The 12,585-nt window shown below is 63.6% G+C and carries 10 protein-coding genes; 5 read left to right on the forward strand and 5 right to left on the reverse strand.

Annotated elements, in window-relative coordinates:
* The 4 genes from AC3G2C_RS04550 (at position 1) to aceE (ending at position 6,992) form a co-directional block, all read left to right on the forward strand.
* A complete protein-coding gene (locus AC3G2C_RS04550) occupies positions 1-1,650 on the forward strand; it encodes a thiamine pyrophosphate-binding protein (protein ID WP_488383433.1) in 1,650 nt (549 codons plus the stop codon).
* 116 nt (positions 1,651-1,766) lie between these two features.
* Positions 1,767-3,071, forward strand: a complete 1,305-nt coding sequence (locus AC3G2C_RS04555) for an MFS transporter (RefSeq protein ID WP_488383434.1) — start codon at positions 1,767-1,769, stop codon at positions 3,069-3,071.
* Between the two features lie 68 nt (positions 3,072-3,139).
* The gene (locus AC3G2C_RS04560; protein ID WP_488383435.1) at positions 3,140-4,051 is read left to right on the forward strand and encodes a SphA family protein; all 912 of its coding nucleotides are present in this window, start codon (positions 3,140-3,142) and stop codon (positions 4,049-4,051) included.
* Positions 4,052-4,298: 247 nt separating this feature from the next.
* Positions 4,299-6,992, forward strand: a complete 2,694-nt coding sequence (aceE, locus tag AC3G2C_RS04565) for a pyruvate dehydrogenase (acetyl-transferring), homodimeric type (protein ID WP_488383436.1) — start codon at positions 4,299-4,301, stop codon at positions 6,990-6,992.
* Positions 6,993-7,116: 124 nt separating this feature from the next.
* Here the strand turns inward: aceE and AC3G2C_RS04570 are convergent, their stop codons facing one another.
* The 4 genes from AC3G2C_RS04570 to AC3G2C_RS04585 form a co-directional block, all read right to left on the reverse strand.
* Positions 7,117-7,449, reverse strand: a complete 333-nt coding sequence (locus AC3G2C_RS04570; protein WP_488383437.1) for a hypothetical protein — start codon at positions 7,447-7,449, stop codon at positions 7,117-7,119.
* 77 nt (positions 7,450-7,526) lie between these two features.
* On the reverse strand, positions 7,527-8,732 hold the full coding sequence (ubiM, locus tag AC3G2C_RS04575) for a 5-demethoxyubiquinol-8 5-hydroxylase UbiM (RefSeq protein ID WP_488383438.1): 1,206 nt from the start codon (positions 8,730-8,732) through the stop codon (positions 7,527-7,529).
* Positions 8,733-8,805: 73 nt separating this feature from the next.
* A complete protein-coding gene (locus tag AC3G2C_RS04580) occupies positions 8,806-9,396 on the reverse strand; it encodes a hypothetical protein (RefSeq protein ID WP_488383439.1) in 591 nt (196 codons plus the stop codon).
* Positions 9,397-9,441: 45 nt separating this feature from the next.
* On the reverse strand, positions 9,442-10,683 hold the full coding sequence (locus tag AC3G2C_RS04585) for an MFS transporter (RefSeq protein ID WP_488383440.1): 1,242 nt from the start codon (positions 10,681-10,683) through the stop codon (positions 9,442-9,444).
* A gap of 150 nt (positions 10,684-10,833) precedes the next feature.
* Between AC3G2C_RS04585 and AC3G2C_RS04590 the strand changes: the two genes are divergently transcribed.
* The gene (locus AC3G2C_RS04590) at positions 10,834-11,136 is read left to right on the forward strand and encodes a DUF3247 family protein (RefSeq protein WP_488383441.1); all 303 of its coding nucleotides are present in this window, start codon (positions 10,834-10,836) and stop codon (positions 11,134-11,136) included.
* A gap of 164 nt (positions 11,137-11,300) precedes the next feature.
* Here AC3G2C_RS04590 and AC3G2C_RS04595 read toward each other — a convergent pair whose 3' ends face one another.
* Positions 11,301-12,521, reverse strand: a complete 1,221-nt coding sequence (locus AC3G2C_RS04595) for an acyltransferase family protein (RefSeq protein ID WP_488383442.1) — start codon at positions 12,519-12,521, stop codon at positions 11,301-11,303.
* Positions 12,522-12,585 lie beyond the last annotated feature (64 nt).

Genomic DNA, 12,585 nt, shown 5'->3' on the forward strand with positions numbered 1-12,585 from the left:
ATGAACATGAGCGCAGAGAACAAGATCACCGTTGCCGACGCTGTCGTCGAACTACTTGAGGCGTACGGCGTGAGCGCCGTGTATGGCGTCATTTCCATTCATAACCTGCCGGTCGCCGATGCCATCGGGCGGCGCGAGCGCATCCGTTTCGTGCCCGCACGTGGCGAAGCAGGCTCGGCGGCGATGGCCGACGCCCATGGGCGCTTTACCGGACTGGGCGTGGTGCTTACCAGCACGGGTGCCGGCGCAGGCAATGCGGCCGGCGCGCTGATGGAGGCGTTGAACGCAGGTACGCCGTTGCTGCATATCACCGGCCAAGTTGAGCGCGACTATCTCGATCGCGATGCGGGCTTCATCCATGAAACGCGCGATCAGCCCAGTCTATTGCGTGGCTGCTCCAAGGCGGTGTATCGCATCCTGCATCCCGAGCAGGCGGTAGCCATCGTGCAGCGCGCGATTCAAGACGCCATGCGCTTGCCGGCGGGCCCGGTAAGCGTAGAAATTCCGGTGGACGTACAGGCTGCGCTCATCGAGCGACCGAGTACCGCGCCGCATTGGAAGATGACCTTGCCATTCGACGTGGCTTCGGCCCAATCGCTGTGCGAACGCCTGCGCCAGGTACGTCGCCCGATGTTGTGGGTGGGTGGTGGCGCCATCGGCGCGGTCAACGCCGTGCGTCGCTTGGCCGACCTGGGTGTTACCGTGCTTTCCAGTACCCATGGCCGAGGCATTCTGGCCGACAGCCATCCGCGCAGCTTGCGCGCGTTCCATAACGACGCGGGCGTGGCGAGCATGCTTGAACGAAGCGATCTCTTGATCGTGGCGGGTTCGCGTCTGCGCAGCAACGAAACGGCAACGTACAGTTTGCCGTTGCCGCGTCAACGCGTGCAGATCGATATCGATCCGGCTGCCTGCAATCGCAACTACGTGATGGACACCTTCGTACAGGGCGATTGCGCACAGGTGCTTGGCTACCTTGCGGATCGTCTGGAGGCGGGCGGCCCGCTACAGAGCGAGATCAGCCTTGATGACGTCGCATCGGCCGTGGCCGTGGCAGAAGGCAGCTTGCGCAAGCAACTGGGGCCCTATGCGAAATTGTCCGACGCGGTTCGAGAGGTCATGCCGGAGGACGGTATCGTGGTGCGCGACATCACCATGTCCGGCAGCACCTGGGGCAGTCGTTTGCTCGGTTTCGAGCGTCCGTTGTGCAACATCCATTCGCTCGCTGGCGCGATCGGCCTGGGCTTGCCCAAGGCCATCGGCAGCGCGGTGGCCAACCCGCATCGCAAGGTACTTGCGTTGGTGGGCGATGGCGGCTTGATGCTTGGCGTCGGCGAGTTGGCGACGGCCGTGCAGGAACGCCTGGATGTGGTCTTTCTGGTGATGAACGATGGTGGCTACGGCGTGATGCGTGGCATCCAGCGCAAGCATTTCGGCGATCGCCAGTTCTACAACCAGTTGCACACGCCCAACTTCCATCTCCTGGCTGAGTCGATGGGCATGCCGGCTTGGCGCCTGGACAACATCGATGCTTCCACGGAAGTACTTGGTCAAGCAGTGCGACACGCGGGCCCAGCCCTGGTAGAGGTGGATATGTCCGCGATTGGCCCGCTTAACTTCGCCGGGCCGCCGCAGAAGAAGCTTTATTGAAGCAGCGCGTGCAAAGCGCGTGGAGCCAGGGTCGCCGCTAAAGCGACCCAACGAGCAGGGGTTGAAGTCGGCGCGCCGGGCGGGGGCGGGCCGGCTCCTCATTAAAGGGAGGTTGTATGAGCAAACGTGCACGCTGGTTCGGCGTGGCGACGTTGTTTCTTATCGTCGCCATTTCTTATATCGATCGCATCAATATCGCGATTCTCGTCACTGATAGCGATTTCCTCGATCATTTCGGCCTGGCCCAAGGGGATCGCAGTCGTCAGGGGTTGCTGAGCACGGCGTTCATGCTCGGTTATGCATTCTCGAACTTCCTTCTCACGCCGCTGTGTGCGGCGTTCCTGGGCGTGCGACGCAGTTTGTTGTGCGGGCTGGTGCTCTGGGGTGTGGTGACGGCTGTGTCGCCTTTCATGGCGGGATGGTCAATGCTGCTGGCTTCGCGCTTGCTGCTGGGTGTGGCGGAGGGTCCGCTGTACGGGCTGGCATCGTCGTACATCAAGGCGCACTTCGCGGGCTCGGAGAACGGTAAGCCCAATTCGCTGGTGAATATGGGCACCGGCATTGGTTTGGCGTTGGGATATCCACTTATCAGCGGCCTGGTCGCTGGCTTGCATTGGCAAGGCTCGTTCTACGTGCTTGGCGCCATCAACGTGATCGTGGGCATTCCGTTGGTGTGGGCCTTCATCCGGATGCCGGAGCGGCCGGAATATAAGCGCAGCTCGGGCTCGGCCTCGGTTACGCTCAAGAGCGTGGGTCAAACCTTCAGCCAGGCGCTGCAAACGCCCTATGTGCTGCCCTTGACCGTGCTTACGTCCGTCTACCTGGCTTACATGTGGGGTAGTGCGAATTGGCTGCCGGCGTATCTCAAGAGTGCGCGCGGTTTCACCATGACCGAAATGGGCTGGCTGGGTTCGCTGCCTCAGTACGCCATCGTGGTGGGCGTGCTGTTCGGCGGCATTCTTATCGACCGCATGCCGCGCCACCACCTTCCGTTGATCTTCGTGTTTGGCAGTGTCGCCACGGCGATCTCCGTGTTGTCGGCCATCGGTGCGGAGGGACGGTTCTTTGCCGTGGGCTATCTCACAGCAGCGGGCTTCTTCTGGGGCATGCAATCACCCTCGATCCCCAGCATCCTGCAGTACTACGCACACCCTGAGCACGTGGCGAGCGCCATGGGCTTCACCAATGGCGCCGGCGCGCTCACCTCGGCCTTCATGCCCGTGTTGATGGGTTGGGTTATCGGGCGCGGTCAAGGGGCAGCGGGCGCCGGCACGGAAGATTTCTCGACAGGCTTCGCATTGTTGGTGGGCACGCAAGTGGTGGTGCTGTTGTGCGGGCTTTGGCTCTGGCGCGGGGAGCGCCTGGCGTTGGGACGCGCCCAGGCGGGAGATGCGTTGCTCAGTTCGCGGGGTGCGTCATGAGCCGCGATGATCACACAGAGTTCTCTGCATTCCCTCGCGGGATGCGCCCGGTCGCGCGGCGGTGTGCCGTGGCGTTGCTTGGCTTGCTTGGCCTTGCTCATGCGGCGCACGCGGTTACCGTGCCGCTACCCGGCGTGAATCTCGGTGCCACGAGTTTCGAGGATGGTGGCGGTGGCGTGGGCTCGATGATGCAGTGGAGCATGAGCCGCTTCGACGCGTCGCGTAACTACGACGCGAACGGGGATCGCTCGCCTGTGCCGTACGAGAAGACCTTATGGGTTCATCGCCTTCACTACGCCCACACCACCTCGACCATGTGGTTGGGCGGCTACGCCGGCATAGAAGCGGTCGTGCCGTTGGTGGATCTGGATCTTCGGGTGGGCTCCACCCGCTCGCACGTGGGCGATGTCGGTAACCCCACGGTAGGCGTCTACTTGCAGTGGAAGGATCGCGAGCTGTTCGGCTTGCCGTTCTCCTCGCGCCTGTCCCTGCCGTTTGCGATGCCGGTGGGGCGCTACCGGGCGGATGCGCGATTGAATACAGGCTCCGACTACCCGAGCTTCAACCCCTACTACGCCTGGACCTTGCGTACCTCCCAGCGCTGGGAGGTGAGTGGCCGCTTCATGTACCTGTGGAACGGAATCAGCCACGACCCGGAAACGCGCTACTCGGCCATGACCAGCCAATCCGTACGTAGCACCCAGGCAGGGCAGGCGGTGAACTACAACCTGAGTGCCTCCTACGCGGTCACGCCGGAATGGCGCGTGGGGGCGGGCATCTACCAGCTGTGGCAGATCAGCGCCGATCGCGTGAATGGGCGTGCACAGGTTCGCTCGGAAGAGCGCATCTCCGGGATCGGCCCCGGCGTTCAATGGCGACGGAAGCAGCATCGCTTCGTAGGCAACTACTACGCGGAAGGCATGGCGCAAAACCGCTCCGCCGGCCAGCAGTTGGTAATGCGCTATCTCTACGTTTATTGAGGCTGATGGGCCGCTGGCACGGGCGTGAGCCGGCGCCAGCGGTCCACTCGGGCGAGATGCTCGTGCATACCACTTTGGCGATTGTCGCCAAAATCAACCCCTTCCACCCCATTCGCCCCCGTATTGTCTCGATTGAATTGGCGAAAAACCGCACCGGAGCTACACTCAGAAGGTTCCCTGCCTCTCATCCAGAGGCGTTCACCTAGTTGCCGCGCCGACCCCCCGGCGCCGCGGAGAGAAGCTCCCCATGGATCAGCTCGACGACATCCTCCAACAGGACCTCGATCCCACCGAAACCCAGGAATGGGTTGAATCGCTCAATGCCGTTATTAATCACGATGGCACCGAGCGCGCGCATTTCCTGTTGGAAAAGATGGTCGATTCGACGCGTCGTGCGGGTGGCTACCTACCGTTCAATCCGACTACCGAGTACGTCAACACCATCGCTCCGGCCAACGAAGCGAAGATGACCGGCGACGCGGCGATGGAATGGCGCATCCGCACGCTGGTCCGCTGGAACGCGATGGCCATGGTGGTGCGCGCCAACCGCAAGCCGGGCGAGCTGGGCGGGCACATCGCCAGTTTCGCGTCCTCGGCCACGCTGTATGACGTGGGCTTCAACCATTTCTGGCGCGCACCAAGCGCCGATCACCCGGGCGACCTGGTGTTCCATCAGGGCCATTCCAGCCCGGGCATCTATGCCCGTTCGTTCCTGGAAGGCCGCATCAGCGAAGAGCAGCTCGACCTGTTCCGCATGGAAGTGGCCGGCCATGGTCGTGGCCTGTCGTCCTATCCGCATCCCTGGCTGATGCCGGACTACTGGCAGGTGCCGACGGTGTCGATGGGTCTGGGTCCAATCCAGGCCATCTACCAGGCGCAGTTCTGGAAGTATCTGGAACACCGCGGCCTGATGCCCAAGACCGATCGAAAGATCTGGTGCTTCATGGGTGACGGCGAAACCGACGAACCCGAGTCGCTGGGCGCCATTGCGCTGGCCGGCCGCGAAGGCCTGGACAACCTGGTGTTCGTGATCAACTGCAACCTGCAGCGCCTGGACGGCCCGGTGCGCGGCAACGGCAAGATCATCCAGGAGCTGGAAGGCGTGTTCCGTGGCGCCGGCTGGAACGCCATCAAGGTGGTCTGGGGCAGCTACTGGGATCCGCTCCTCGCCCGCGACACCAAGGGCGTGCTGCGCAAGCTGATGATGGAAACCGTGGACGGCGAGTACCAGGCCTGCAAGGCCTTCGGTGGCGCCTACACGCGCGAGCACTTCTTCAACAAGTATCCCGAAACGCGCGAGATGGTCGCCAACCTGTCCGACGACGACATCTGGCGCCTGAACCGTGGCGGTCATGACCCGCACAAGGTGTACGCCGCCTATCACCAGGCGGTGAACACCAAGGGCATGCCCACGGTGATCCTCGCCAAGACGGTGAAGGGCTACGGCATGGGCGCGGCGGGCGAGTCGCAGAACCCCACGCACCAGCAGAAGAAGCTGGATGCGGACGCCGTGCGTCACTTCCGCGATCGCTTCAACATCCCGGTGTCGGACGACAAGCTGGCCGAGGTGCCGTACTTCCACCCGGGCAAGAACTCGCCGGAAGTGGAATACATGATGGAGCGTCGCCGTGCGCTGGGTGGCTTCCTGCCGCAGCGCCGTCGCCAGTCTGAAGTGAAGCTCAAGGCGCCGGAGCTATCCGCGTTCGAGCAGATCACCAAGGGCTCGGGCGACCGCGAAATCTCCACCACCATGGCGCTGGTGCGCGGCATGAACCTCATGCTGCGCGACAAGCAGATCGGCGAGCGCATCGTGCCGATCGTGGCCGACGAAGCGCGTACGTTCGGCATGGAAGGCATGTTCCGCCAGATCGGCATCTATGCGCCGTTCGGCCAGAAGTACCGTCCGCAGGACGCCGACCAGCTGCTTTACTACCGCGAAGACCAGAAGGGCCAAGTGCTGCAGGAAGGCATCTCCGAGGCCGGCGGCATGGCCGCCTGGATGGCGGCGGCCACCAGCTACAGCATCAGCAACCAGCCGATGCTGCCGTTCTTCGTGTACTACTCGATGTTCGGCTTCCAGCGTATCGGCGACCTGGCCTGGGCGGCTGGCGACATGCGTGCGCGCGGCTTCCTCATCGGCGGCACCGCCGGCCGTACCACCATCAACGGTGAAGGCCTGCAGCACGAAGACGGCCACTCGCACCTGCTCGCCGGCGCGATTCCGAACGTGAAGTCGTACGACCCGACGTTCTCGTACGAAGTCGCCGTGATCATGCAGGACGGCACGCGCCGCATGCTGCAGGAACAGGAAGATGTGTACTACTACATCACCGTGATGAACGAGAACTACAGCCATCCCGACCTGCCGCAGGGCGCCGAGGAAGGCATCATCAAGGGTATGTACCTGTTCAAGGATGCCGGCAAGCCGAAGAAGGGCGAGCCGCGCGTGCAACTGCTGGGCTCGGGCACCATCCTGCGCGAAGTCATCGCGGCCGCTGAGCTGCTCGAGAAGGATTTCGGCGTGACCGCCGACATCTGGTCCTGCCCGAGCTTCGTCGAACTGCGTCGCGACGGTTTCGATGCCGAGCGCTGGAATCGCCTGCATCCGGAAGCCGAGCAGCGCGTGCCGTACGTTACCGGCCTGCTGCAGGACCGTCAGGGTCCGGCCGTGGCCGCCACCGACTACGTGCGTGAATACGCCGACCAGATCCGCGCCTTCATGCCTGATGGCATGCGCTACACCGTGCTGGGCACCGATGGTTACGGCCGCTCCGATACCCGCGCGCACCTGCGTGGCTTCTTCGAGGTGGATCGTTATTGGATCGCCCACGCCGCACTGGCCGCGCTGGCGAAGGATGGCAAGGTCAACGCCAAGGATGTTGCCCGCGCCATCAAGACCTACAAGCTCGACCCGGACAAGCCGAACCCGACCACGGTGTAAGCTTGCTCCAAAGAAAACGCCGCGCTTGTCGCGGCGTTTTCTTTGGCATTCCGGTGCGCTGACGTGCAACGCGCCAAAAAAAGAGCCCGCCAATGCGGCGGGCTCTCTCGTCATGAAGCGCGACTCAATCCTCGTCGCTGCGGAACAGTTGCCGAAGCAGCAGGAACGCACCCACGGTGCCCGCGACGATGGCGGCGGTGGCAACCGGGTGGCGCGTTACATGGCGACGCAGGCGGCGATACTGGTAGTTGGCCTCGTCGGCAAAATCTTCGGCGGCGTGCCCGATGCGACGGGCATAGGTGTTGCGATGGCGGCCAAAGCGGCGTTGGGCGTCGCGGCCGCGCTCGATCAACTCATCCGCGCGGTCGGCAGCTTCGTTCGCGTAGTGACGCACCCGGTCGCTGACGCGGTCGCGGACGCCGTTAATGCCGTTTTCGATGTCATAGGACCTACCCATGGCGTCCTCCTTGCAGTGTCGAAGTTCAACGTTGCCAGCGCTTGCGTGAGCGGTGCGTAAATAGCGGCTGGCGCCATTCATGTAGGCGCTAGTTGCGCCGGGCAGCGCAAGCGATGTTCGGCGGCCAGCATGCGCGCCAGGCCCAGGCGGAAGGGCGGCGTGGCCTGGCTGGCGTGCAGCAGCGCGCGTCGCGCCAGGCGGGCCGGCAGGCGATCATCGGTATACAGCTTCACGATGGCGAGTGTGGCGAGGTAAAGCGGCCGGGTGGCTATACGATGCGCGCGTTCGTAGCGGCGCAGCAATTCCGGCGCGCCGATGTCGCGACCCTCTCGATGCGCACGGCGGATCTCGCTGGCGAGCAGGTCGACACCATGCAGCCCCAGGTTGAAACCGTGCGCGGTCACCGGGTGCATGCCTACTGCAGCATCGCCCAAGAGAGCCAGTCGCTGAGCGGTGAAACGGCGCGCATAGACGCCAACCAGCGGGTACGTATGCCGTGTGCTGGTCAGGTGCATGTTGCCGAAGCGGTGGTCGAAGCGTCGGCACAGTTCATCGTTGAAGGCATCGTCGTCCAGCGCCATCACTTCCTTCATGATCTTGCCGGGCAAGGTAAGCACCACGGACGCTTGGTTGCCTTGCAAGGGCAGCAGAGCGAGTGTTTGACCATGACCGAACCATTCAAGCGCCTCGCTTTCGTGCGAATGCTCGATGCTCATGCGACACACCAGCATGCTCTTGCCGAAGTCATGCATATCCGCGGCAATGCCGGCTTCGCGTCGCAGGGGCGAAAAGCGGCTGTCGGCGGCCACCACCAGTTGCGCGCTCACGCTGGCGCCGTTCGTCAACTGAATCAGTGGGCGCCCCTGCTCGTAGTTGAGCCCACGCACCGCAACGCCGCTGGCGATGGTGATACGTGCGTCATCCTCCACGCTGGCATAAGCCGCGCGACGAATGCGGTGATTGGGTACGAGAAAGCCGAGCTCGGTCCCGTCATCGCCGACCGGAGCCACGCGCAGCCCTTGTGGTGAGCGGCCATCGAGCACGTGCGCGCGGCGCAGCGGAGAAACATCGGCCAGCGCCAGGCGATGCCAGATGCCAAGATCCTGCAACCGTTGCACCGAGCGTCGCGTCAACGCGATGTCCCGGCCATCGAAAGCGGGTTCCCGAAGCGATTCCAGCGGCTGCTGCTCGACCAGCAGGATGCTTAACCCAGTGTCGGTCAGCGCGCGTGCGAAGCACAGGCCGGCCGGGCCGGCGCCAACGACCACGATATCGACGTTCATGAAACGGGCAATTCCTGCGTGCAGCACATGCGCGCATGCTAGCCGTCGAGCCGAAGGCGGAGGTTGACCAAGATCAACCTGCGGTAGGGATATCCGTGTCGCCGCGCTCGGCTACCTCGCCAAACTCCGCACGCACGTCGGCGCGACGCAGGCGCAGGATCAGCCAGGCAAAGAGGCCGGAAAAGGCCAGCGCCATCATCAGTCCGAAGACGCGCATCACGGTGAGCATGCCCTGCATGACGGCATCCACGCGGGGCGGTGCGCCGGGCATCTGGGCAACCATGTCACCCATGTGCCCGAACATCCACCACTGCACCGCCACGCCGCCCAGTTGATAGGCGATGCCGAGCGCAAGCAGGCCAATAAACAGCTTGCGCGCCCAGTTCTTGCGGTGAAGCAAGCCAATGGCGGCGGTAAGCGTAACCAGGCTAAGCAACAGGAACGCACGGAAGAACCACGGCATCAGCGTCGGCATCCAGGCGAGCGGCGCGGACATGCCCGTCGGCGTAAAACCGTGCAAGGCCTGTTGCTGCATGACCGGCAGGAACAGCGCCTGGATCATCACGTTCTGCAGGATGCCGATAAAGCTGGTCAAGCCTGACAGCACGATGAAAATCCACGCCAGCACGGTGACGAAGCTCGAACGAATGGTCGGTGCATTCATGGTCGCTATTTCCCGCGCAGGATGAAGCACCGACTATAGTGAGCTTCAGGCGCTCGCTGGCGGCTCGCTCTGCAGGCGCTGGCGTCGGCGCAGGTTGGGGAACAACCCCATCCACAGGGCCACCACTACCAGGGTGCCGATGCCGCCGATGAGCGTGGCATTGATCGCCCCGAGCCAGGCCGCCAGCAGACCAGACTCGAACTCGCCGAGCTGGTTGGAGGTATTGATGAAGATCGCATTGACTGCGCTGACGCGGCCGCGCATGTCATCTGGCGTTTCCAGTTGTACCAGCGCGCCGCGAATGACCATGCTCACCATGTCGAACGCGCCCAGCGCGAACAGGGCAGCCAGCGACAGCCACAGCGTGGAGGAAAGCGCGAATGCGACGGTGGCCACGCCAAAGCCCGCCACCGACGCGAACATGATCGGTCCCACGCGACGCTGCATGTGATGACGCGCCAGCCACAAGGACATCAGCAGTGCCCCCACCGCTGGCGCGGCCCGCAACAGGCCCAGACCCCACGGGCCCGTCTTGAGGATGTCGCGCGCGAAAATCGGCAACAGCGCCGTGGCGCCGCCAAGCAGCACAGCGAACAGGTCGAGCGAGATCACGCCCAGCACGTCGGGACGGCGGCGAATGAAATGCACGCCCGCAAACAGCGTTTTGAGCGTAGCCGGTTCGCGCTTGGGTTGGGCCTGCTCGTAGCGCAGGTGGGTCATGAGCAGCACGGCGATCAAATACAGCACCGCACACACCGCGTAGACAATGCCCGGTCCAGCCACATAAAGCAGGCCACCCAGGGCGGGCCCCATGATCATCGCCGCCTGCCCGGCTGAGGCGCTGGCCGCCATGGCACGGGGCAGCACGCTGTTGGGTACCAGGGCCGGCAGCATCGACTGCAGCGCCGGAAACTCGAAGGCCTTGGCAACGCCAATCACGAACACCAGGGCGAGTATCAGCATCTCATTGGCGGCGTGCAGCAGGCTCACCACGGCGAGCGCCGCGATGGCCAACATGTCCACGGTTTGCCCGAGCAGCACGATGCGGCGACGCTCGAACTGATCCGCCACATGCCCCGCAGGCAGCGCCAGCAGCACCGAAGGAATGAACTGCACCAGGCCGATCATGCCCAGGTCGAAGGCGCGGCCGGTGATGGCATACACCTGCCAACCTACCGCCACAGAGAGCATCTGAAAGCCAAAGCCGGAGCAGATGCGGGCAAACCAGAATTGCACAAAGGCCGGATGCGAGCGCAGCGCATCCGTCGAAGCGGGCGAGGAAGACATGCACGGGTCCTGGGCTTAACGCCCGCATTATCGGCGTGGTCGGCGTCGAGGCATAGCGCCGGTTTTCACGTGCGTGTCGCACGGTCTTGACCGGATCTTGGCGAGCCAGCCCCTAGGGTCTGTCGCGCAATGGTCACAAAGAGGCGACGCATGGGAAGGTTGGCCGAGCACGTCTATACCAATCCCGCGGAGATTCGTCATCTGGAGTCGCTGGTGGACGAATTACCGGCCAATGGGCACGTAGTGCTGCTGCTCCATGACGGCAGCACCTGCGATGGCATCGTCAGTGCGCGTCCCAACGTGCAGGTGTTCCGCGATCGCCAGGAGAACGAGGGCATCAACGGTGTCGTTCGACTGGAGCGCCCGGATGTACCCGAGTGGAATTGCTACGTATGGCTCGATGCCATCCATCGCGTGGAACACCTGGACAGCACCATGGGCGGCGAGAACTAAGGATGCTCTGAATTTCATCGTCATCCCAGCGAACGCTGGGATCCAGCGCCTGCAAGCGCCTGCAAGCGCCTGAGCGTTAAGGCACTGGATTCCTGCGTTCGCAGGAATGACGAGCAGCATGTCGTTTAATCAGACCTTCCCTAAGCGTCTCGCCGCCCCATCGATCACCCGCGCTGCGCTGCCAGCTCGGTAGCGGGTGTCGCCTGTTGGCGCGGCAGGGCATCGAGCCCAAACAGCGGGCGCAGCCAGCGCGAGCGGCGAATGACGTACTCATGCAACAGGGCGCAACCCGCAACCGTACCCAGCAACACAAGTAGCGGCTCCAGCACCGGCCCGAGGTAACGGGGCAAAGCCCAGTAGGCCACCGCGAGCATCACGCTTTGGTGCAGGATGTACCACGGGTACACCGCCTCGCGAGCATACGGTAGCCAGTGGAACGGCCGATTGAGGTATTGGTGTCCGTAGCCCAATACCGTGGCGATGGCTGCCCATGCATAGACAAAGTGCAGCGCCCGCATCAAAAGGTGCGCGCCGTGAACGGCAGGCGTCGGTAGCCAGCCCATGTCCACCCAGTTGCCGAGCTGGTCGAGCACGTAGTACAGCCCAAAGCTCGCGATGGCCAGCCGCAGCGCGTGGCGACGCAGGCGTGCCAGCTCGCTCCACAGCCCCTGGTCGGTGCCCAGCACATAGCCATAGAGGAATACCGTGAGGTAACCGGCGTGCGCGTACCAGTCGTTGGCAAAGGCGTGGGTAATCGGATAGCGCGCCGACAACCATATCGAGTAGCCGACCAAGGGTAGCGCCGGCACCAGCAGCAACGCCGGGCCACGCAACTGACGGCAGGCATGGATCACACGTCGCCCTGGCGCTGACTCGAACGCAGGCAACAGCGCGATCAGCAGCATGGTGTACAGCCACACGTAAGGCAGGTACCAGAGGTGGTTCCAAGTGAAGCCGTACTGCCAGCCATCGAAAGCACCCGCCGGCCACGGGCCACCGGTCCAGTAGCGCAGCAGGAAATGACCAAAACCCGGTGCCACCAAGCCGTTCGCCACGCCCTGCACATAGGGCTGGATAGGTACCACCACGGCGATGCCGAACAACAGCGGCAGCAGCAGGCGTACTGTGCGCTTCCACGCCAGCCGCGGCAAACTCAGCCGGCCGCGCAGGAAGTGCACCGCCAGGCCGGAAATCAGGAACAGCAGATCCATGCGCCAGAAGCCGGAGGCCATCATGGGGTATTGCAGCCAGTTGGCCAGGTAGCTGCTCTTGAGGTGGAAGGTCCAGTCGCTGGCCGGGCCGACATAGAGCATGCCCAAGTGGTAGAGGATCAGCAGACCAAAGGCGAGTACGCGCAAGGCGTCGATATCGTGGCGGCGATTCACGGTGGCACTCCAGGGAAGATGCCGCGCATCGTGAGCGCGCCAAGCCCGGCTGTCGCCCGCTAAG

The sequence above is a fragment of the Frateuria sp. sgz306004 genome (genome assembly GCF_057750885.1).

Coding starts and splice junctions, on each gene's coding strand:
- AC3G2C_RS04550 (WP_488383433.1), top strand. CDS start 1: ATGAACATGAGCGCAGAGAACAAGATCACCGTTGCCGACGCTGTCGTC.
- AC3G2C_RS04555 (WP_488383434.1), top strand. CDS start 1,767: ATGAGCAAACGTGCACGCTGGTTCGGCGTGGCGACGTTGTTTCTTATC.
- aceE (WP_488383436.1), top strand. CDS start 4,299: ATGGATCAGCTCGACGACATCCTCCAACAGGACCTCGATCCCACCGAA.
- AC3G2C_RS04570 (WP_488383437.1), bottom strand. CDS start 7,449: ATGGGTAGGTCCTATGACATCGAAAACGGCATTAACGGCGTCCGCGAC.
- ubiM (WP_488383438.1), bottom strand. CDS start 8,732: ATGAACGTCGATATCGTGGTCGTTGGCGCCGGCCCGGCCGGCCTGTGC.
- AC3G2C_RS04580 (WP_488383439.1), bottom strand. CDS start 9,396: ATGAATGCACCGACCATTCGTTCGAGCTTCGTCACCGTGCTGGCGTGG.
- AC3G2C_RS04585 (WP_488383440.1), bottom strand. CDS start 10,683: ATGTCTTCCTCGCCCGCTTCGACGGATGCGCTGCGCTCGCATCCGGCC.
- AC3G2C_RS04590 (WP_488383441.1), top strand. CDS start 10,834: ATGGGAAGGTTGGCCGAGCACGTCTATACCAATCCCGCGGAGATTCGT.